Raw genomic sequence first — 22,815 nt, 5'->3', positions numbered from 1 at the left:
AGGTGTATTCTTTCTAGTATTCGGGTAATAAATATAATGAGTACTAGAAAGGGAGGTTTTTAAAAATGAGAGAAGAAAGAGATGAAAAAATTAAACATAAGAAACTCGACAATCCTGATTTATTAAATACCGAAAACGAAAGTATTTTTGATAAAGATGAGGAAATGAAATTTGTCGATCCGATCCCGATGGAAGAACTTAATGATCAAGTAAAAGACGAAAGACATCCTGCGGACACTAAAAAGACGTCAGGCAGTGAACGTAAAAACCAGCCAAGACGTAGATAAATAGTTTATTTTTATAAAAAGATTGATCATTTTACGAAAAAAGTGAAATGATCAATCTTGTTTTTGAAAAATCTATCATTTTTCAGAATTGTCCTATCTTTTTCACAGTATTGCATCACTAAATGGATTACAATATTGGGATAAAGGGAGGGAGTTCTAAAAATGAATTGGAAATCAATGGTATTAAGTGTATTTGTGATAATGTTTTTAGCTGCGTGCGGTAATGAAAAGGAAACGGATAGTCAAGCGATCGATAACAAGGGAGTCGAGCCTGAAACTGAAACTATTTCAAAAGGCGAAAGCGAAGATGTGAAGGGTTTGGTGGCGGAATATAGTGCCAACAAAACGACTGATGAAAAAGCATCAATTACTTCAACACAATTAATCATAACGGATACAAATGAAAATAAAATTACATATGATTTACCTGAAGATGAGTTTTTTATTTCGATTGCACCGTATGTTAATGAAACTCATCCTTGTAAAGACCATAGTTTAACAGGGTGCCAAGGAGAATTAGTTCAAAAGGAAATAGATGTGTTTATTGAAAATGAAAAAGGCGAAGTTATAGTGGATGAGAAGTTGACAACTTTAGAGAATGGTTTCATCGATTTATGGTTGCCGCGTAATGAAGCGTTCATTGTTGAAATGTCTTATGATGGGAAAAGTGTAACAGGGGATTTAACAACGTTTGAAGAAGATGGAACATGTATCACAACATTACAACTACTGTAAATTGGATATAAAAATTACAAGCTCATAGTAGGGGAAAACATCCTTTACTGTGAGCTTGTATTGTCAGGGTTATTTTTTAAGTCTTTTTTGCGGGGATGATATCATCAATCGTGCGTGATAATTTTAAAGCGTTTAATTCAAATTCGCTATAGTGGATCTCCGCACCTGCTCCACCAATATAAAAAGATATATCCTGATGTGCTTGGGCCAACTTTTCCAATGTTGTAATCGATTGTGCAAATTCAGTAAAAGCAATTTCAGTGGATCCTGTGAGGAGCACAATGGTCGGCTTTTTTAAAGCGATAGTCGATTGAATCGCGGTAGGTGCAGGTGAAGGGCCGAGCATTAGTGTTCGATAACCGCGTAACATGCATTGAATAAGCAGAATCTGCATAGGAATCTCATGTCTTTCTCCAGGAAGACAGCTCCCTAAAACGAGCGGAGCATCTTCTGGGACGTAAAAGTGCCGACGGATATGACTTAAAAAGTCTCGTACCGTTTGACTACTGATAGCTTCCTGATATTCCCCCCACGCATTTTCGCACCAAAGTTGGCCAATTTCATGTAAAAAGGGAACGACAATTTCATGAATCAGCTTTTCAACACCAAATTTATGGTGTGCCTGTTCGAGTAAATGTAATATCTCATGTTCATCCCCTTCCGTACCAGCCTTAATCAGCGCTTTATGAAAGAAAGTAATGGGGTTTACTTCTGGGGCGTCTTTATATTTAAGATAATGGTCTACAGCTTGCTTAATTGTCATGCCATTATTTATATGATTTTTCAGCAGCATTAAAGTTTGTACTTCGTCTTCGGAATAAACGCGATAACCATTGTCCAATCTTTCGGGTTGGATGATTTGATAGCGATCTTCCCACTTACGAATCAGTTGTTTAGAAAGATTTGTAATATCGGATACTTGCTGAATAGAATACGTTTTTTTAACCAAGTTCTGCACCTCCTTAAGTAATTTCTTATTTATGTCTATTCAATCGAAAAAAAAAGCACTTGTCAAATGTTTTTCATATGCTGTACAATGTTTGTATAACCATGTATGAGGGTATTGTTTGTAGGGTATGATTATTAGTAAAAAATGGTAAACAGATAAGTGGGAGAAGGGGGTTGTATTGTGTCAAAACATCCATTAGAAAAATGGGGAAGTGCAATGGGCGGCAAGAATACACGCTGGATAGTTGTAGGACTATGGATTGTATTCGCTGTTACATTTGCGCTTATATTCCCGCAAATTAATAGTGTAGAAAATTTCGCGGGTGATGAAATCCCAGAAACATATACATCAATACAAGCAGGAAAAATTTTAGAAGAAGAATTTGCTTCAGATAGTGGAATTCCATTATTAATTACTTGGTATAACGAATCAGGAATTACGGAACAGGATTTGACAAATATCCAAGGGTTATACAAGCAACTTGCAGATGATCCACTAAATGGGCAGGAATCTATTCCGCCATTCCATGAACTTCCGGCTCAAGCATTGATGGGCTTGTTATCGGAAAATGGAGCCGCACTTGTAACACCTGTATTTTTCTCCCCAGATAAAAATACAGATGTATTAAAAGAAAACTTAGCAATTATTAAAGAACGTACGGAAGAACAGTTTGGCGAAAATCCATATGAGTCGAACCTGGAAGATAAAGGATTACATGCTCGTTTCTCGGGACCGGTTGGAATCTCAATTGATGCTACGGATCTTTTTAAAGCAGCTGATGTTCAACTTATGATTGCCACTGTGATTATTATTTTAGTCATTTTATTATTAATTTACCGTTCTCCAATTTTAGCTATTATTCCTTTAGTTGTTGTTGGGATTGCATATTTAGTTGTAAGTCCTTTATTAGGGGTGATGGCAGAAAACGGCTGGATCGATAAAGATGCGCAGGCAGTAGCGATTATGATTGTCCTACTATTTGGTGCGGGTACAGACTATTGTTTATTCTTAATTACACGTTACCGTGACATATTATTAACAGAAGAAAACAAATTTACGGCGTTAGCTATGGCAGTACGTGAATCTACCGGTGCCATTGTGATGAGTGGTTTAACTGTAGTAATCGGTTTAGCAACACTGTCTTTAGCGGACTATGGTGCTTTCCAGCGATTCGCTGTTCCATTTAGTTTCGGTGTATTAATAACTGGTTTTGCCGTTGTCACATTATTGCCGGCAGTACTCGGCATTTTAGGTCGTGCAGCATTTTGGCCATTCGTTCCACGTACGGAATCGGCTGAAAAAGCACATGCGGAAAAGAAAAATAAACCATATAAGCCTCGAAAGCCAAATCACCGTTATATGCGTGCGGTCGGTGAATTCGTAACGACAAAGCCATGGCTTGTTATTGTTATTGCAGGTGTAATTTTGATTGGTTTAGCTTTCGCTTCAACGAATATTAAATATAATTATGATTTAATTTCTTCATTCCCTGAAGATATGCCATCACGTGAAGGCTTTACAATTATTGAAGATAACTTCACACCAGGCGAATTAGCTCCGGTACAGCTTTTAGTAGATTCAGAAGGAACAGATATTAATATTACAGAACAATTATTAGGGTTGCCTTACGTGAGCATTGTAAAAGAAATGCGTACAGGTGATGTAAATAATAATATTCAGCTTTATGAAATAGATTTAGATAAAAATCCATACTCTAATGAAGCAATGGATGATGTTGAACAGATGAAGGATGATGTCAAGTCGATTTTAGCTGAAAATAATCTGGAAGATGGTCAGTTCTGGATAGGGGGCGAAACAAGCGCCCAATTAGATACAAAGGTTGTGCAATCAGGTGATGAAAATATTATTCAACCTGTTATGATTATCATTATTTTTATCGTCTTACTAGGTTACTTACGTGCCCTTATTACTTCGATTCAACTGATGGTAACTGTATTGATTTCCTTCTTCTCAGCTTTAGGTGCAGGTTGGTTAATAATCCATTACGGCTTAGGGCATGAAGCGATGGCAAGTGCAATTCCGTTATACAGTTTTGTATTTATTATTGCGTTAGGAAATGATTATAATATATTCATGATTTCAGATATATGGAAAAACCGAAAGCGTGGTATTGCTCATCGTGAGGCAATTGTGAATGGTATTGCATCGACTGGAGCAGTTATTACTTCGGCAGGGTTAATTTTAGCGGGTACATTCTTAGTATTAGCTACATTACCGATTCAATTATTAGTACAATTCGGTATCGTAACGGCAGTCGGAGTATTACTGGATACGTTTGTTGTACGTCCGTTGCTTGTACCAGCAATTATTACGGTATTTGGAAAATGGTCTTATTGGCCAAATAAAAAGCTTCAAAAATAGAAAAAGGGTGCTGTCCGAAATGAATTTCCGGACAGCACCTTTTGCTTTTAAGAAATTAACGAACCTGATTGTAATCGGTACATCAATTCATATTTACCGCCAAGTGCAACAAGCTCATCATGGCTGCCTTGCTCAACGATCTCACCACGGTCTAATACTAAAATTTTATCTGCATTTTTAATAGTAGAAAGACGATGTGCAATGATGAAAGTAGTCCGTCCCTTTTTGAGTACATCCATCGCATGCTGGATAATCTCCTCTGTTTCCGAATCAATATTAGATGTTGCTTCATCCAAAATCAAAATGGCTGGGTCAAATGCTAATGCCCTTGCAAATGAGATTAATTGGCGCTGACCAGATGAAAGGGTACTTCCTTTTTCGATTACGGGTTCATCAATTCCTTTTTCGAATTTTGATAGAACACGGTCACCACCGACAGCCTCCAGTGCATTTTCAACCATCTCACGTGAAATACGTGCATCATTCAAGCTAACATTTGATGCAATCGTTCCGGTAAATAAATACGGGTCCTGTAATACAATGCCCATATGCTCACGAATTGCTTGTCGAGGCAGCTTTGTAATGTCCTGCCCATCAATGATAATACGTCCTTTTTGTGGGTCATAGAAGCGGAATAACAAATTCATTATTGAACTTTTTCCTGAGCCTGTATGACCAACAAGTGCAATGGTTTCGCCTTCCTTTGCTTCAAAGTGAATATTTTTTAATACATAATCGTCATTTTTGTATGCAAATGAAACATGATCGAATACAACATTTCCTTTGTAGCGCTCAATTCTTTCTTTGCTTACTTCTTCTCCCGGCTGATCAAGTAACTCGAATACACGGGTACCCGCTACAAGTGAACGTTCCAGTTGCGAAAATTGATTGACCAAGTTAGTAATTGGGTTGAATAGACGTGTAATATAATCAACAAATGCATAAAGTGTACCTGCTGATACTGCTTCAGGCAATGTCATCGATTGTGTACCGAAGTAATAAACGAATACAGCAAACATACCAAGTCTTAAAATATTTACTAAGTTATGTGAAGTCGCAGAATCCAATAGTAAAAGCTTACGGTTGTATTGGTAATGCTCATCGTTCATCTCATCAAATTCAAGTCTCATCTGATCTTCGCGGCGGAAAGCCTGAATAATTGTCATTCCATTAATCGATTCGTTAATCATCGCATTAATATCGGCAATTTTTGTACGAATGACATGATTGTATTGTGAAGCAAATTTACGGTATAAAATCATCCAAATATAGACGATTGGAATGAGCACTAGGGCAAAAAGCGCCATTTTCCAATTTAAAATAAATAAAGCTATATATACCCCTGCAATGGTAATAAAGCTGTTCGCAAATTGCGAAAGTACGGTTACGTAAAGGTTTCGAATTGCCTCTGTATCATTTGTGACACGGGCAACTACTTTACCGGCCGGCAAGTTATCAAAGTATTCAATTGGTAGCTTTTGAATATGCCCGAACACATCTTTCCGTAGCTGTTGAATGACAAAGTTTGCACCCCGTTGTAAAAAGATGAACATTAAATAACGGAACACAGCAGTCAGTACGGATAACAAGAAGAAAATCGATAATAAAATCGCAATTGGCTCTGCCTGTAAATTACCTGGTTCCATGTAATGGTCGATAATATATTTTGCAATAAACGGACCTGCGATATCCGTTGCAACAGCAATAGTTAATAATGATAATCCGATTAAAATCGGCTTTTTAAATTTTAAAGCATATAGGTACAGTCGTTTTGATGTACTCATTGCTCCACCTCCTCAAGCTGCTGGCGGTCAAATTGCTCTTTGTACCAACCACCTAAGCGTAGAAGCTCTTCATGTGTACCTCGTTCAACGATATAACCATCATCCAGTACAATTATTTCATCCGCATGTTGAATACCTGATAATCGGTGAGTTGAAATGATTGTCGTTTTTCCAGCACGCTCTGTTTGTATATTTTCAATAATTTTTGATTCTGTTTTAGCATCGACAGCAGATAAAGAATCGTCCAAAATTAGAATTTCCGGATCTTTAATTAGTGCACGTGCAATTGATACACGCTGTTTTTGTCCACCAGATAACGATACTCCTTTTTCTCCCACTAGTGTTTCGATACCTAGTGGTAAATTCGCTAAGTCTTTTTCGAAGTCCGCTAAGCGAATAGCCTCATCAATATCTGCTGATGATGCATCCTCTTTTCCGAACAATATATTTTCACGAATGGTACGGGAAAATAGCACGTGATCTTGTGGTACATAGCCAATCCAATCTAAAATTTGTTCCTTCGTCATATGTGCCAAATCGGTATTATTAATAATAATTTGCCCGTCTCCTAACGGGTACTCACGCAGTAGTTGACGAATGAAGGTTGTTTTTCCCGCACCTGTCTTTCCGACAATGCCAAGAGTTTGCCCCTTTTGTAAATTCAATGAAATTTGCTGTAAGTTTTTTACCTGAGATAAAGGGTATTGGAAAGTAAACTCAGAGAAACCAATTGAATTGGGTACGTTATGTTTCATTGGATTATTTGGATTTTTAACATCTGCTTCATATTCTAATGTATCCTGTACACGGTCAAGAGATGCACTTCCTTGCTGCATGACGTTAATCAGCTCGCCAATTGCGAACATTGGCCAGATTGCAAGCCCTAAATACACATTAAATGATACAAGCTGACCGACTGTTAGCGCCTCATTTGATACAAGGACGGCCCCGTAACCAAGCGCGATAACGTAACAGACTCCTGTTCCGATTTTTGTAATTGGCATAAAAAGACCATTAATATAGGCAACACGCATATTTTTTACAAAGATATTTTCGCTCATCTCTTCAAAACGTTCTTCGTCTTTACTTTCTTGGACGTAAGCGCGGATAACACGTGTTCCCGCAACAGATTCCAAAACGTTGTCATTCATTTCACCGAACGCACCCTGTGCAATCATATAACGCTCATGGACAATCTTACCTAAATATTGAATAATGATTGCCATGACCGGTATTGGAAGCATTGCAAAGAAAGTTAGTTTCCAGGAGATGAAGAAACCCATTGCCAAAATAATAAGCGCCATAAACACCGTCGAATCAATTAGCGTCATGATTCCGAATCCTGCTGTTAGAGTGACGGCATTTAAATCATTTGTAGCTTTTGCCATTAAGTCCCCTGTACGGTTTTTTTCATAAAATGTAGGGGTCATTTGTAGAAATTGATGCATTAATTTTTTTCGCAATATTCGGTCCAGTGCAATTGAACCACCGAATAACTGGTATTGCCAATAGAAGTTTAATCCATAGCTTGCGATTGCAGCTGCCAGAATAAATCCGACATACTTAAGAAGCTGTGCCTGATCCATTTCGCCACCAGTCATAACATCAATGGCTTCACCTAAAATCCATGGTGGCAATACTTCTATAAAACTTGCAATTATCAATAGCGTAATAGCAACGGTGTACTGCTTACGGTACTGTTTAAAAAACCATTTTAATTTCACAAACACATTAAACATTACTTATACCTTCCTTCTATAAAGTTTGTAGCATTGGCTACCCATCATCGAATCGATCCGTTTTTAATAGTTTTCGAATAAAGATTGTCATACAAAGCCCTCCTGAATTTTTTTCACTAAATAGCACTGTTTTTCTAGGTTTCGAACATCCGTAAGCTCTTATCCAACAAAAAAACACCTCTTTCGATTTTTCGAAAAGGTGTCATTACGAAAAAAAGCACAAGGAAGTCCAAATCCGTGCCCTTTAATTAAAAGTGCAAGCTAAATTAAAACAAAAGTACGGAAAAGGGAAATATGAAGTTGTCGCTTTGAAACGTGTACATCTAAAGGTGTTGTCTTCATGCCCCTAATCTCCTTTCCTTGTTCCAATTTATTTAGTGTTCCTTAATATTATTAGAGCGAATTATCATTGTCAATATATTTTGAAAACAATTTATATTCAGTATTGGTATTTTATGGTTTAAGGTGCGAATTCCTATAAAATACAACTTTATTATTATAAAAGTTTGAAAATTGAGAGTATATTCGTTATCGTGGAAGTAACACATCAAAAGGAGTGGTCCAACAATGAAGAAGCTATTTTTTACTTTGTCACTTATATTTGTGCTGGCAGCATGTGGGACGGAAGATACAACGGATATAACAAATAATGTCCCGGGAAATACTACAGATGATGTAACACAAGGTGATACAAATGTAGAGGAAAAAATGATTACTTTATATAAATCAGATGCAAATGCTGAAAATACAGTTCCATTTGAAGAAGAATTTGAAGGCGATGAAGGGAACCTAGTATCTTTTATTTTCGAGGAAGTAAATGAGCATGACGTAGAGTTATTGGATTATACACTAGAAACTGAGAGTAAAAGCTTAGTGTTAAATTTAGGCGACGATATTTATACTATTCAAGGTTCTGCTGGAGCGAGAATGTTCGTAGAAACATTAGCACGCTCTTACTTTGAAAATTTACCGGATATTGATGAAATTACATTTATTCATAAAGGCTCGTATGAACCGGCATTGGATCATATGAACATAGGACAGCCTTACTTAAGAAGTGAATTTGATATGTAGATTGGGGATTGTGGGAGATGAAACAACTATGGACAAATGGCACGATTTATACGATGGAACAAGAAGGAAGTACAGTTCAGGCTGTACTTGTTCATGAAGGTAAAATTATAGAAACAGGAGATTTCGATCAATTACAGGAAAAGGCAGATGAAATTATCGATCTACAAGGGGCATTCATGTATCCAGGCTTTGTCGATAGTCATTTGCATATGATTGGGCATGGCGCAAAGTTAATGCGACTGGATTTAACGCAGGCGAAGAATGGAAAGGGAATTTTGGAACTTGTACAGAACGCGACAAGTCTGCTTGATAAAGGGCAATGGTTGATGGGCGATGGTTGGAATGATAATCAATTTATAGATGGTCAAATACCAACAAAAGAAGAACTTGATGCCATCACTAACAAACCCATATTCCTCAATCGCGTTTGTCACCATGTTGCATTAGTAAATTCAGCAGCACTCCAAATAGCAGGTATAACAAAAGACACACCAGATCCGGAAGGCGGAAAATTGGGACGTCATAAAAATGGCGAGCTGAATGGCTTACTGTATGAGCAAGCTATGAATTTGGTTTCGTCTACTTTCCAGCAAGAAGGAGAAAGCTATATTGCTAGTTTGGAGCAGTACCTTCAACTGGCCATTGAACATATGCAATCTTATGGATTAACAGGAGGACATACCGAGGAAATGGCCTATTTTGGACAGTATACGAATCCACTAACAGCTTATCAGCGTGTTGTTGGTGGTAAAAAACATTTCCGTGTCAATTTATTGCGTCACCATACAGTCTTTGAAGAAATGGTTATAAATAATGCGTCATTTGATGAACCGTTTATCGAGCCCGGTGCAATGAAGATTTTTGCTGATGGATCCTTTGGAGGCTCGACAGCTGCAGTTCTGGAACCATATGCAAATGAAGCTGATAATAAAGGTATGCTCATTCATACAGATGAACAACTGGAAGCCCTTATTCAATTAGCGAGAAAATACGGGGAAGCAGTAGCCATTCATATTATTGGAGACGGTAGTATGGAACAAGTATTACCATATTTAGAGAAATACCCGGTTGCTAAAGGAAAGCGTGACCGCCTCATTCATTGCTGTCTCGTATCGGAAGAGCAGCTAAATCGAATAAAAAAGCTGTCTGTTATTTTGGATTTACAGCCTGCTTTTGTAACGTCAGATTTCCCATGGATACTTGAAAAGCTGGGGGAAAACCGTTCTGGTCATTTGTATGCATGGAAGACTTTTGTTGAAGAAGGCTTAATGTGCGCGGCAGGAACCGATGCGCCGATAGAAGCGATTAGTCCATTTGAAACAATCTATGCAGCAGTAGAACGTAAAAAGCTAGAAGATACGCATGACGGATATGGTGCTGAACAAAAGCTAACACGCTTTGAAGCCGTAAAAATGTACACTGTGGGAAGTGCTGAGGCCATTTGTAAAGAAAATGAACGGGGTTACATCCGCTCAGGATACGATGCAGACTTTACAATACTAGATAAAGATCTATTAAATTGCACTGCCGATGAAATATTACAAACAACTGCATTAAAAACAGTTGTTGCAGGTAATGTAGTATACCAAAAATAAATAATAAAATTAAAAGAATCACAGACTACCTGTGGTTCTTTTAGTTTTGGGAAAAATAATCCAAGTAAACTTATATGAAAAAACATTGAAATCTCTTCTATAAAAAGCTATGATATAAAAAAATTGAAAATTCAGTTATATAAGGAGTGTTAAAAATGAAGTTACATAGGTTTTGGATGTTATTAACGTTCTCTTTTCTTTTATTGTTAGCCGCATGTAGCGGTGATGAAAATGCGACATCAGAGAATAATGAAACAGCTACAAATGAAACTACAGAAAAGACAGATGCTCAAGGGGGCGAGTTAGTAATAGAAGTGCTTTCAGAGGCAGTAGAATTGGATCCCCACGGTTCAAATGATATTCCTTCGTCAAATATACAACGCAATATTTTCGAAACATTAGTTGTTCGAAACTTTGAGACTGGTGAAATTGAGCCATTATTAGCAGAATCATGGGAATATGTAGACGATTTGACTCTACAATTAAAATTGCGCCAAGGGGTAAAATTCCATGATGGCACAGAATTTAATGCTCAAGCAGTAAAGGTGAATTTGGACCGTATACTTGACCCGAATATTGCTTCGCCACGTCTTTCAAACTTTGAACCGATTTCAGAGATTGTAGTTGTGGATGATTATACAGTTCAAATTAAAACAGAGAAACCGTATGGACCGCTATTATTTGCTTTAACACATCCAGGGGGTAATATTATGAGCCCAGCTGTTATTGAAGAAGACTATAAACGGATGGAAAATGGCGGAGAGGCACGTGCTTACGGAAATGAGAACCCTATCGGCACAGGCTTCTTAAAATTAGAGAAGTGGTCACCAGGTCAGGAAATTCGTTTAGTGAAAAATACAGAATACTGGGGTGAGCAAGTTGCTTACGATTCAGCGGTCTTTAAAACAGTACCTGAAAGTGCAACACGTGCAGCGGATTTAGAAGCTGGATATGCACATATTATAGATCCAGTGCAACCAACAGAAGTACCACTAGTAGAAGGGTTTGCACAAGTATTAAAGCAACCTTCCGTATCTATTTCATACTTAGGCTTCAATACGGAAAAGGCACCATTCGATAACCCGAAAGTTCGTCAAGCCATCGCAAAAGCATTAGACCGTGAAGCAATTATTAAAGGAGTATTTGATGATTTTGGTGTGCAAGCCTTTGGTCCATTATCACCTATGGTATGGGGATATACAGAAGATGTAACCAAACAGGATACAAACTTAGAAGAAGCGAAAGCATTATTAGCGGAGGCAGGCTTTGCTGATGGCTTTAAAACGGCAATTTGGACGAATGACAATCCACAGCGTCAACAAATAGCAATAATTTTACAAGAAGCATTGAAGCAATTGAAAGTCGAAGCAACAATTGAAGTAATGGAATGGGGTGCATATTTAGAAAAAACATCCAAAGGAGATCATGACATGTTCATGCTAGGATGGGCGCCTTCTACAGGGGATGCAGATGGTGCACTTTACCCATTATTCCACTCATCCGATATCGGTAATAACAACCGTACTCGCTATAGCAATGCGAAGTTGGATGAATTATTGGAACTAGGTCGTATTGAAACAGATGAAGCGGTACGTGCAGATATTTATAAGGAAGTACAGGAAATGATTAATACAGAGGCACCAGCGGCATTCATTCATCACCAAGCATACTTAACAGGATATGCGAATAATGTTACAGGTTTATCCGTTGACGCGACAGGCATCTACCAAATCCAAAACGTACAAATTAATCAATAAGCAAAAAAGTGCTACTTGCAACCGACGAAACTCACTCGGTATGCAAGTAGCCTTTTTCATGGGTGAAAGTTTATGACTATTTCCTGATGTTTGGCATGTCCTGTCTGGATTTAATATACTAAATTTACGAGAAAGGATGGGATACGATGGAACCTATACAAAATGTATTGCCTCCAATTGTAGATGATAAAACATATGTGCTTGTCATAGGCTCGATGCCAGGAAAACAATCATTAGAAAAACAGCAATATTACGGTAATCCAAGAAATCATTTTTGGGCAATCATCGGGAAGCTACTGGCAACCGAAATTCCTGAAAACTATAATGATAAAATCAGTCTTCTTCGTACACATAGAATTGGTTTATGGGATTCAATAAAAAGTTGTGAACGGAAAGGGAGTTTGGATGCGACGATTAAAAACGAAATTCCAAATGATTTTGTAGCGCTTTTTAAAAAATATCCGCAAATTAAACTTATCTTATTTAATGGTGGTAAAAGTTTTGAAGTATTTAAAAAGCATGTGGGACTAGAGGTTTTGGAAGATCGTTCATATGGGAAAATGCCGTCTACAAGCCCTATACCAGGAAAAAATATAAAATCATTCGATGAAAAGGTAGAAGCGTGGCGTATTATTCAGCAATATCTATAAATAGACCATTTTTATGTTGTTCGGTATGATTGGTATAAATAATCATAAAAGGGGAGTTTTCAATGTATCGTGTAGCAGAAGATTTCGTAAAAGATTGGGCAATAGCATCAAAAGGTGCACTAAGAGTAATGCAGGCAATTTCGAATGATAAAATGAAAATTGCGATTGTCGATGACCACAATTCACTAGGTTGGTTATCATGGCATTTAGTGAGTGTAGCAGGTGCATTTGGTCAATTTGCAGGGTTACAAATTCCTGCTCCGGGACCAGATATGCCACAGCCTGAAACAATGGAAGAGATCATTGAGAAATATGAACTAGTACGTGAAGCCTATAAAAAAGAAGCAGCCACATTGACGGAAGAGCAATTATTAGAGGAAGTGCCTGCATTTGGAGGAATGATGCAGCGCGGTGATTTATTGAGTAAAGTCATTGCACATCAAACACATCATGTTGGTCAAATGACTGTATTACTGCGCCAGGCAGGCTTAAACGTTCCACCGGTAATGGGTCCAACAAAAGAAATGCAGTAATATAGTGACCTGCGCCTTTTTGATAAATGAAAAAAAGAAAGTGCCCCAACTTTAAGGCACTTTCTTCTCTTGCAAATTAATTGGAAAAATAATCATATGCATTTTTTGCAAGTAAAGTAACTGTGACAATGATGAATAGAACACGAACATAGCCACTTCCACGCTTAATGGCAAATCGTGAACCGACAATTGCGCCGAAAATTTGTGCAGCCCCCATTATAATCCCATATGTATAATTGATTTGTCCTAAATAAACAAACATTAAAAGTGCTCCAATATTACTTCCAAAGTTCAGAAGTTTTGCATTGCCCGCAGCCTTTAAAAAATCATACCCCACTATTAAAAATGCAAAAATTAAAAATGAACCTGTACCTGGTCCCAAAAAGCCGTCATAAAAGCCAATAAGCGCAATGACTAAGAAGAATAAAATATATTTTGTCTTCGATAGTGACTTAACTGCAGAAATACTGCCCCAATCCTTTTTAAAAATGGTGAAGATTGCTACAGCGGCCAACATAATAAGCATTAGTGGTTTCAATAGATTTGGATCTAGTAAATGAACAATCCATGCCCCGATCATAGAACTAATAAAGACGTAAGGGAAGTATTTCATTACCGATTTAAAATCCAATTTTCCAGAACGGTAAAAAGTAATGGTACTTGTTAGTGATCCCATTGTTCCGGCAAGTTTATTTGTTGCAACGGCTGCAGATGGACTAAGCCCAGCAAACATTAGTGCCGGTAAGGAAATAAGACCACCGCCTCCCACAACAGAGTCAATAAAAGCAGCTAAAAAACCAAAGGAAATTAAAATAATAATGAGTTGTGGGTCCAGCTCGAATCCCATAAAGGAAAACCTTCTTTCTTCATTTAAACCAATATAGTCATGCTAACGAAAATCAGGGTTCGTGTAAATACTTAAAATTTTATAATAACTGTGATATTGTTAGTAAATTAGCTTTATAAGAACGGAGTATATAAATGAAGGACTATCAATTTTTATTGTTTGATCTAGATGATACATTGCTCGATTTTAAAGCAGCAGAAAAATTAGCTTTGCCGAAGTTATTTGAAGCACATCAATTGCCATTAACTCCACAAATCGAAAGTGTCTACCGTGAGATAAACTCTAACTTATGGCGCTTACTTGAAGAGGGGCTAGTTACTAGAGAAGAGTTAATGCAAACACGTTTTGGGAAAACATTTGAATACTTTGGGTATGAAGTAGACGGAAGAGCATTGGATGCTGAGTATCGCGGCTATTTAACAGAGAGTAAAGTGTTTGTAGAAGGTGCAATGGAATTAATTCAAACATTGGCACCTCAATATGACTTATATATCACGTCAAACGGCTTGGCAGATACACAAATGAAACGCCTCCAAGTTACGGGACTAGCTCCTTATTTTAAAGGAATCTTCGTTTCGGAAAATACAGGCTATCAAAAGCCGATGAAACAATTTTTTGATTATGTCTTTAACCATATTCCGAATTTCGATTTAAATAAGGCATTGATTATAGGGGATTCCTATAGTGCTGACATTATTGGCGGGGCTCGTGCAGGCATTGATACGTGCTGGTTAAACCCAATGTATATTGCACCGCCACAATCCATAGTGCCGACTTATGAAATTAGTAGGCTGGATCAGCTCCTTTCGATTATAAAGAATGAAAGCCATTTAAAAAGCACTGTATAATATTGTTTTTTGAATGTGTTTACGATTTTTATTAGCCTATAGGTGCATAGTAAAAGGGTTCAGTTGTCTGTTAAAATGGAGTATAAAATGTACGCAAGGAGTGAGCGTAATGACCTTATTTATAATAGTTGTAATGGTAATTGTAGGCTATCTCGCATACAAAGTTTATGTTCATGACAATACTATTTTTTACAAAATAACGGGTTATTCCTATTTTGATGTAATAATGAAGAAGAGGGTCCGAGTATTAAATAAAATTATGCATGATCTAGAGCGTGCTAAAGGCGCTCGAAAAGTAATGATAAATTTACAAATTCCTATTTATGAGGAACTTCATTTAATTGATGCATTACTCCTACATGAATCCGGTATTTATGTAATGACCATTAAAGATAAATCCGGCTGGATTAATGGGCGAGAGCAAAATATTGAATGGAAAGAGCTCTTACATAAGAATAAAATACGCACATTCAACAACCCGATTCACGAAACAAAGCGTCTGGTAAATGCCTTGCAGGATCAGTTTCCAGAAGTGGATGCAACACTATTCGAGTCAGTTGTTGTCTTTACAAACGATTGTTCAATTCAACAAATTGAAATTCATTCGCAAAATGTCGAAGTGTTAAAAATGTCCGAGTTAAATAACTGGACAAAAACCCTTGATAGAAAACGTCTAACGGAAGCAGATATTGCAACATTATTCTCAGCATTAGAAGGCTTTATGATTGGGAAAAACATTGAATTAAAGTCGAAACCAACAGTATCGGCGAATTAAAATGAAGAGCTAAGCAGGTAGTCCGCTGCTTTAGCTCTTTTTTTATATTAAACGAAAATGTATAAAAATGCATAATGTACTATTGAAAAAAGGTTGGTTTTGCTATATAGCATATTTTATTTGCTCATTTAAGTAATTTATTTCGAAAATAATATGAACGAATTATTTGTCTGAAATGAATAAAAATTTAAAATATTGTTTGTTTTATGAATTTCAACCTGTAAAATTTAGGCTGTAATATGGATGAAACAAAAAACAAAGGGGGCACAACAAATGAAGAAAAACTTTAAAAATAGTTTTCTACTATTTATAGTAATGGCATTTGCCTTATTACTTGTTGCTTGTAGCGGTGGAGATGATTCAACAGAAGATTCTTCTAGTAATAACGATTCTTCGGCAGATTCTTCGAATAATACAGATGGAGCAGGCGGTGATTTAGTATTAGCAACATTATCCGATGCCGCAAATCTAGATCCTCATATGTCAACGGATGTTCCATCAGCTTCGGTATTATCAAACATTACAGAGGGATTAGTAAAAAAGAATAAAGACGGAGAAATTGTACCGAGCTTGGCAAAAAGCTGGGCATCCATTGATGATTTAACATGGGAGTTTGAACTTGAAGAAGGGGTACACTTCCATGATGGAGAACAATTCAATGCTACAGCAGTGAAAAAGAGCTTTGAACGAATTTTGGATCCGGAAGTTGCAGCGCCACGCGCATTTTTATTTGAAGCCATTAAGAAAGTGGAAGTTGTGAGTGATTACACACTACGTATTCATACACACTATCCATTCGCACCACTATTAAACCACTTAAACCACCCAGTAGGCGTTATTCTTTCACCAGCACAAATTGATGCAGATTATGAAAATATGAAAGCCGGCAATATAGCCGGAGCAATCATGAATGCTAATGGTCCAGTTGGTACTGGCTTTATGAAGTTTGATTCATGGACACCAGGCACGGAAATTAAATTAGTGAATAATCAGGATTACTGGAATCAGAAGGCTTATATTGATTCAGTAACTTTCAAAGTAATTCCTGAAAGTGCAACGCGTGCAGCCGAGCTTGAGACAGGGTATGCACAGATTATTGAACCAGTTCAACCTAATGAAGTAGAAATGATTGACGCCACATCTAGTTCAGTTAGTATTACTCCGGGTTCTTCATTATCCTACATCGGATTTAATATTAATAAAAAGCCGTTTGATGATGTACGTGTGCGTCAGGCGATCTCAATGATTGTAGATCAACAGTTAATCATTGATGGAATATATGAAGGAATTGGCGAACCGGCACGTGGTCCGCTAGCACCAACTGTATTTGGCTATGATGGAACACTAACACCAATTACAAAAGATATTGAAAAGGCAAAAGCACTTTTAGCAGAGGCTGGGTACGCAGAGGGCTTTGAGACTTCGATTTGGACAAATGATAATCCACAACGACAAAATATTGCCATTATGCTTCAGGAAGATTTAAAGCAATTAAATATTACAGCTAATATCGAAGTTTTAGAATGGGGTGCATATCTAGATAAAACGGATGCTGGTGAGCATGAAATGTATATTCTAGGTTTATCAAATCCAGTAGGTGATGCAGATTACTTCCTGACACAACTATACCATTCTAAAAATCACGGGGGATCTGGTAATACTACTTTCTATAGTAATAAAGAGTTAGATGCAATATTAGATGAAGCACGTGAAGAAATTGATACAACGAAACGTCTTGCATTGTATAAACAGGCTCAAGAAATCTTAATAGAAGAAGCACCAATGATATACGTACACCATCAAGCCTATATTACGGGCTTAAGTGAAAAAATAGAAGGGCACTGGATCAATGATTCAGGTCATCATAAGCTTCAGGAAGTGAAATTTGTAAAGTAAGTATAAAGGAAGCGGAACTTTTCGGAGTTCTACTTCCTTTTTATGTATTTTTTAAAGGTGAACTGGCTGTTAGCGTCGAAATTATTAAAGTAACGAAATCCTATTTAGGAGGTTTTATGTATGAGATTGAAGGATAAAGTCGCAGTAATAACAGGTGCTGCATCAGGAATGGGGAAAGCGACAGCCATTTTATTTGCCCGAGAAGGTGCAAAGGTTGTTGTATCGGACCTAACTCTTGAAGGTGCAGGGGCCACAGTAGCAGAAATTACAGCACTGGGTGGAACGGCAACTGCTGTAGCAGCTAATGTTGCGACGGAAGCAGATATTCATAAATTAATAAAAGCCGCTTTAAATAGTTATGGTACACTTGATATTTTAGTAAACAATGCTGGTATTATGGACGACTTCTCTCCAGTAGGTGACGTGAAAGATGACTTATGGGATCGCGTATTTGAAGTAAATGTAAAAGGTGTTATGCGTGCAAGCCGTCAAGCAATGCCTATTTTTCTGGAAAAGGGTGCAGGAACGATTATCAATATTGCCTCAATAGGTGGTTTATACGGCTCTAGGGCAGGTGCTGCTTATACAGCATCTAAACATGCGGTTATAGGATTAACGAAAAATACAGCATTCCAATATGCAGAAAAAGGCATTAAATGTAATGCAATTGCTCCAGGCGGGGTCAATACAAATATTGGGGCAAGTTTCAGCAATGCAAACCAAGAAGGTATGTCTCGTGCAATGGCAGGATCAAGTTTTAACCCACGCAGTGGCGAACCGGAAGATATCGCGCGGGTTGCACTTTTTTTAGCATCTGAGGATTCTGATTTTGTAAATGGGGTTGTCATTACTGCAGATGCAGGATGGACAGCTTACTAAAAATTTATTATAAAGGTTCGGTATGTAAACCGAACCTTTTTTATAGGTGAAAATGCATTTGAAGAACAATCCAATACAATTTTAAGAAAAATATGTTTTTTTTGAAATATTATCAACTTTTTGCTGTGTTCATACGTCTAATTAATATACTGACGATTGGAGGGCAATAAGATGGGCAAAAAAGTTGGACTACTCGGTATTATGTTTAGTTTAATAGTTTTTCTAGGCTTTCGTTTTTGGACAGATGTGCCATCCACATTTGCAGATAGCGAGAAGATTACGATGAGCTTAACTTATTCTGAACAAGTAGCGTACAACCAATTTATTAATACAGCATCAAGTGACAGTGGCTTAGTGAAACCCTTTTATTTATATAATGGGGGGTTATCACGGACTATTCAAAACTGTGATGAATACATAGAGGTTGAAAAAATATTAACTCAAAAACAAGAGGATGAACAGAGCCAACCTACTAGGGGAGATAAGAAAAGAATTGCGCTTACTTTTGATGATGGTCCACATCAATATGTGACAAAACAGGTTTTAACAACGCTTCAAAAACATGAAGTGAAGGCAACATTTTTTGTCCTTGGTCAAAATGTTGTGAAGCATCCGGAAATTGTAAAAAAGGCAGATGCATTTGGGCATGAAATTGCCAACCATTCATGGAGCCATAAAAATTTAACGAAGCTTAATGTTAAGCAAATGCAAGCGGAGATCAATCGTGCAAACGAAGCAATTTGTGATGCAATCGGGAAATATCCCACAATGTATAGACCCCCATTCGGTGCCATTGACGAGACGGTACGAGAAGTCATTGAGTTAACTCCGGTTTTATGGAATATTGATACACTTGATTGGCACCATAAAACACCGTCAAAAACTTTGGCGAACTTGAAGGAACAAGCAAAGGATGATGGCATAATTTTGATGCATGATATTCACCAACAATCCGCAGATGCTTTGGAAGATGTGATTCTTTATTTAAAAGAGGAAGGCTATGAATTTGTGACAACAAGCCAATTATTATAGTTTGCGAGTTTTTAAAAGGAAGTAGTGAGGGCTATTTCCTTTTTTTATTTTTATCAGTTTATGGTACGATACAAGCGAACACATACGAAGGAGGATCCATCGTGGGTCTATTATCAAAAAGAGCGTTAAGTATTAAACAATTTCAATTAAACAGTAAAATTTTTGCTTGTCCTATTTGCAAACAGCAAATGAATATGAGCGATGAAGGGAAAATGAGCTGTCCCTTGAATCATACATTTGATGTAGCAAAGCAAGGCTATTTATATATGTTAAATCGACCGGTCCAGTCGATGTATGGTAAAGAATTATTCGAATCACGCCATACGGTTATTCATGCGGGAATATATGACAAAGTGCAAAAAGCGATTGCCAGTGAAATTATACAGCAAAATCCAATCATTTTAGATACAGGTTGTGGAGAAGGGTCTCATTTACACCGCATCTGTGAGCAATTAGACGGTGCTGTTGGCATCGGAATCGATATTTCAAAAGAAGGAATTATGGCAGCGGCAAAGTTTTATAATGAACAGCTTTGGTGCGTGGGTGATTTGGCGAATAGCCCATATAATGAACAATCCTTTGATGCCATCCTTAATATTTTATCACCTGCAAACTATGAGGAATTTAAACGACTGCTGAAGCCAGGGGGGAAGGTTATTAAAATTGTTCCCCAGGAAAATTATTTAATGGAGCTACGCAAGCAAGCATTTGCAGATTCTGAAAAGGAAAGCTATACAAATGCTCAAACGGTAGAGCGTTTTAAGACAGCCTTTACACATGTCGAAGTGAAGCGAATTACGTATACCGTTCCACTTGAAGCACATCTAGTACAAAACTTACTTGAAATGACACCAATGGGCTGGCACATTGAAGGAAAAGAAAGTATTCAATTAAGGGAAATTACAATTGATTTGGATTTATTAATTGGAATGGAGTGATGATGGATGAAGAAAATTTTAGTATTAGGTGGAACGCGTTTTTTTGGACAGAAATTAGTGGAATTATTATTAGAGCAAAAGCATGAAGTAACGATTGTAACACGCGGGGTTTCTGAAAATCCGTTTGGTGATGCAGTGGAACATATTAAAGTCGACCGTAAAGATAAAGCTGCATTTGAGCAGGCTTTAGTAAGCCGCACTTTTGACATAGTTTACGATAATATTTGCTATTCACCGAATGAAGCGAAACAACTGTGCGACATTTTTAATGGTAAAATCGGTAAACTCGTTTTCACCTCTACATTAGCTACATATGAGGCAGATGGCAAACCTCATGAAGAGGTGGATTTTGATCCAACTTCATATGAAATCGTTATGGGTGAAACACATGAATTTTCATACGGTGAAGGTAAGCGTTTAGCGGAAGCGGTTTTTTATAGATTTGCCGATTTCCCAGTAGTGGCTGTTCGTTTCCCTATTGTGATGGGGGCGGATGATTATACGCGCCGATTGCATTTCCATATTGAACGCATCGTAAATAATGAGCCGATAGGATTTAGCAATATGGATGCGGAAATGTCGTTCATTCAAGCAACAGAAGCTGCAAGATTTTTAATGTGGGCCGGAATGGAAAATGTTGAAGGACCAATTAATGCTACGGCTAATGGTGTTATAGCATTAAAAGATTTGATTTCACTTATAGAAGAAAAAACGGGTGAACGCGCAAAGATAGCACTGCTCGGTACTGAAGAAATCCGTTCGCCATATGCAATCCCTGCTTCCTGGTATATGAAAAATGATAAATCACAGCAACTAGGATTTAAATTTAGTCATATTGATGATTGGTTGCCTCAGTTAGTCGAAGAAATTGCAAAATCTACACCAAAACAGTAATGATTGTATAGCAATACGACTATAGATTACAATAGATTGAGAATTAAACATAAGGTAGGAATGAACAGTGTATAAATTTATTGCAAATGTTGTATATGGTATTTTAGGAGTTAACGGGTCAAAGGCAAAGGTATATGGGAAAGAAAATATACCGAAAGAAGGAGGCTTTGTCATTGCTTGTACGCATAATGGCTATATCGACATTTTAAATTTGGGAATATCGATGTTGCCAAGAGAAGTACATTTTATGGCTAAAAAGCAATTGTTCGATGTTAAAGGCTTAGGTTGGCTTATTAAAAGGTTGAATGCATTTCCAGTTGATCGTGATAATCCAGGGCCTAGTGTGATTAAAATCCCTCGCCAACTTATTAAAGAGGGAAAGGTTGTAGGGATATTTCCTAGTGGGACAAGAAGCTCCGAAAACTCGGAATTAAAAGCCGGTGCTGTTACAATCGCCCAACTATCTAAGGCAGAAATTGTGCCCGCTGCCTATATCGGACCGAAAAATGCAAAGGGTGTATTCAAACGTCAAAAAGGCTATTTAATTTACGGCAAGCCATTTACAGTGGAAGCGGGAAAAGAAGGTCGTGAAAAATCGGTACAGTTTTTGGAACAAGAGCTCAACCGACTGACTGTCCACCTAAAAGAAATGCATCCAGAAGTGAAGTAATATATAGAAGCTGCCTATATATTTGTGGGTGGCTTCTTTATGAGGAGGAGTCAATATGAAACAAGTGTTATTCGTGTGCTTAGGAAATATTTGCCGTTCTCCCATGGCAGAGGCGGTCATGCGTGATTTAATAGAAAAGCGTGGTTTGACTGCACAAATTAAAGTTGATTCAGCAGGGACGAGCAACTATCATATCGGCGAACCACCACATAAAGGGACAAAGGCAAAACTACAGGAGTTCGGTATTACTACAAGCGGTATGCAAGCTCGACAATTACGAAGCGGTGATCTGCATAGCTTTGATTATATTGTTTGTATGGATGAAAGTAATGTAAAAAATACGATAGAAATGTTCCGTGCAGAAGCAGATACCAAAGTGTTCCGCTTTCTTGATTTGACCAATCATAAGAAGGACGTCCCTGATCCATGGTATACAGGGGATTTCCAGGAAACGTATGATTTATGTTTAGAAGGCTGCGAGGCATTGCTGGAAAAAATTGAAGCGGATTTATGAGGAAAAGCGAAGTGGAAGTGATCCGCTTCGCTTTTTC

General features: G+C 37.5%; 21 protein-coding genes. 17 read left to right on the top strand and 4 right to left on the bottom strand.

What is annotated here, in order from left to right; all coding sequences use genetic code 11:
- The first annotated feature begins 65 nt into the window (after positions 1-65).
- Both MHH95_RS03250 and MHH95_RS03245 read left to right on the top strand, forming a co-directional pair.
- Positions 66-287: a hypothetical protein gene (locus MHH95_RS03250; RefSeq protein ID WP_191701426.1), complete on the top strand. Its 222-nt coding sequence runs from the start codon at positions 66-68 to the stop codon at positions 285-287.
- Positions 288-449: 162 nt separating this feature from the next.
- A complete protein-coding gene (locus tag MHH95_RS03245; protein ID WP_340726437.1) occupies positions 450-1,022 on the top strand; it encodes a CueP family metal-binding protein in 573 nt (190 codons plus the stop codon).
- A gap of 76 nt (positions 1,023-1,098) precedes the next feature.
- Here the strand turns inward: MHH95_RS03245 and MHH95_RS03240 are convergent, their stop codons facing one another.
- Positions 1,099-1,971 carry a MerR family transcriptional regulator gene (locus tag MHH95_RS03240; RefSeq protein ID WP_340726436.1) on the bottom strand — a complete coding sequence of 291 codons (873 nt, stop codon included), beginning with the start codon at positions 1,969-1,971 and terminating at the stop codon, positions 1,099-1,101.
- 180 nt (positions 1,972-2,151) lie between these two features.
- Between MHH95_RS03240 and MHH95_RS03235 the strand changes: the two genes are divergently transcribed.
- Entirely contained in the window at positions 2,152-4,353 is a 2,202-nt protein-coding gene (locus MHH95_RS03235; protein WP_340726435.1) for an MMPL family transporter, read from the top strand.
- Positions 4,354-4,400: 47 nt separating this feature from the next.
- Here the strand turns inward: MHH95_RS03235 and MHH95_RS03230 are convergent, their stop codons facing one another.
- Positions 4,401-6,137 carry an ABC transporter ATP-binding protein gene (locus MHH95_RS03230; protein ID WP_339214457.1) on the bottom strand — a complete coding sequence of 579 codons (1,737 nt, stop codon included), beginning with the start codon at positions 6,135-6,137 and terminating at the stop codon, positions 4,401-4,403.
- Positions 6,134-7,876 (bottom strand): ABC transporter ATP-binding protein, encoded by a 1,743-nt coding sequence (locus MHH95_RS03225; RefSeq protein ID WP_340726434.1) that lies wholly within the window; start codon positions 7,874-7,876, stop codon positions 6,134-6,136. The genes MHH95_RS03230 and MHH95_RS03225 overlap by 4 nt, the downstream gene beginning before the upstream one ends.
- A 567-nt stretch (positions 7,877-8,443) precedes the next feature.
- Here MHH95_RS03225 and MHH95_RS03220 point away from each other — a divergent pair.
- The 5 genes from MHH95_RS03220 (at position 8,444) to MHH95_RS03200 (ending at position 13,485) form a co-directional block, all read left to right on the top strand.
- Positions 8,444-8,950, top strand: coding sequence for a membrane lipoprotein lipid attachment site-containing protein (locus MHH95_RS03220; RefSeq protein ID WP_340726433.1), 507 nt, complete (start codon positions 8,444-8,446; stop codon positions 8,948-8,950).
- A gap of 17 nt (positions 8,951-8,967) precedes the next feature.
- Positions 8,968-10,545 (top strand): amidohydrolase, encoded by a 1,578-nt coding sequence (locus tag MHH95_RS03215; RefSeq protein ID WP_340726432.1) that lies wholly within the window; start codon positions 8,968-8,970, stop codon positions 10,543-10,545.
- Positions 10,546-10,700: 155 nt separating this feature from the next.
- Positions 10,701-12,302: a glutathione ABC transporter substrate-binding protein gene (locus MHH95_RS03210; RefSeq protein ID WP_340726431.1), complete on the top strand. Its 1,602-nt coding sequence runs from the start codon at positions 10,701-10,703 to the stop codon at positions 12,300-12,302.
- A gap of 146 nt (positions 12,303-12,448) precedes the next feature.
- A complete protein-coding gene (locus MHH95_RS03205) occupies positions 12,449-12,952 on the top strand; it encodes a DNA-deoxyinosine glycosylase (RefSeq protein ID WP_340726430.1) in 504 nt (167 codons plus the stop codon).
- 62 nt (positions 12,953-13,014) lie between these two features.
- Entirely contained in the window at positions 13,015-13,485 is a 471-nt protein-coding gene (locus MHH95_RS03200) for a DinB family protein (RefSeq protein WP_191701416.1), read from the top strand.
- Positions 13,486-13,561: 76 nt separating this feature from the next.
- Here MHH95_RS03200 and MHH95_RS03195 read toward each other — a convergent pair whose 3' ends face one another.
- A complete protein-coding gene (locus MHH95_RS03195) occupies positions 13,562-14,332 on the bottom strand; it encodes a TSUP family transporter (RefSeq protein WP_340726429.1) in 771 nt (256 codons plus the stop codon).
- 134 nt (positions 14,333-14,466) lie between these two features.
- Between MHH95_RS03195 and MHH95_RS03190 the strand changes: the two genes are divergently transcribed.
- From MHH95_RS03190 to MHH95_RS03150, 9 genes are all read left to right on the top strand, one after another.
- Positions 14,467-15,180, top strand: coding sequence for a YjjG family noncanonical pyrimidine nucleotidase (locus MHH95_RS03190; protein WP_340726428.1), 714 nt, complete (start codon positions 14,467-14,469; stop codon positions 15,178-15,180).
- Positions 15,181-15,289: 109 nt separating this feature from the next.
- Positions 15,290-15,955, top strand: a complete 666-nt coding sequence (locus MHH95_RS03185) for a nuclease-related domain-containing protein (protein ID WP_340726427.1) — start codon at positions 15,290-15,292, stop codon at positions 15,953-15,955.
- Positions 15,956-16,228: 273 nt separating this feature from the next.
- Positions 16,229-17,851 carry a glutathione ABC transporter substrate-binding protein gene (locus tag MHH95_RS03180; RefSeq protein WP_340726426.1) on the top strand — a complete coding sequence of 541 codons (1,623 nt, stop codon included), beginning with the start codon at positions 16,229-16,231 and terminating at the stop codon, positions 17,849-17,851.
- A gap of 120 nt (positions 17,852-17,971) precedes the next feature.
- A complete protein-coding gene (locus tag MHH95_RS03175; protein WP_340726425.1) occupies positions 17,972-18,730 on the top strand; it encodes an SDR family oxidoreductase in 759 nt (252 codons plus the stop codon).
- 171 nt (positions 18,731-18,901) lie between these two features.
- Complete coding sequence (locus MHH95_RS03170; RefSeq protein ID WP_340726424.1) at positions 18,902-19,762, top strand: polysaccharide deacetylase family protein; 861 nt, start codon at positions 18,902-18,904, stop codon at positions 19,760-19,762.
- Between the two features lie 101 nt (positions 19,763-19,863).
- Complete coding sequence (locus MHH95_RS03165; RefSeq protein ID WP_340726423.1) at positions 19,864-20,700, top strand: putative RNA methyltransferase; 837 nt, start codon at positions 19,864-19,866, stop codon at positions 20,698-20,700.
- Between the two features lie 6 nt (positions 20,701-20,706).
- Positions 20,707-21,594 (top strand): NAD-dependent epimerase/dehydratase family protein, encoded by an 888-nt coding sequence (locus tag MHH95_RS03160; protein ID WP_340726422.1) that lies wholly within the window; start codon positions 20,707-20,709, stop codon positions 21,592-21,594.
- 67 nt (positions 21,595-21,661) lie between these two features.
- On the top strand, positions 21,662-22,264 hold the full coding sequence (locus tag MHH95_RS03155; protein WP_340726421.1) for a lysophospholipid acyltransferase family protein: 603 nt from the start codon (positions 21,662-21,664) through the stop codon (positions 22,262-22,264).
- A 55-nt stretch (positions 22,265-22,319) separates the two neighbouring features.
- Positions 22,320-22,778, top strand: coding sequence for a low molecular weight protein-tyrosine-phosphatase (locus tag MHH95_RS03150; protein WP_340726420.1), 459 nt, complete (start codon positions 22,320-22,322; stop codon positions 22,776-22,778).
- Positions 22,779-22,815 lie beyond the last annotated feature (37 nt).

It is taken from the genome of Solibacillus sp. FSL K6-4121, from assembly GCF_038002585.1.
GTDB lineage: Bacteria > Bacillota > Bacilli > Bacillales_A > Planococcaceae > Solibacillus > Solibacillus faecavium.
Note: the sequence above shows the minus strand (reverse complement) of the source record. Positions and strands in the feature narration are given on the sequence as shown.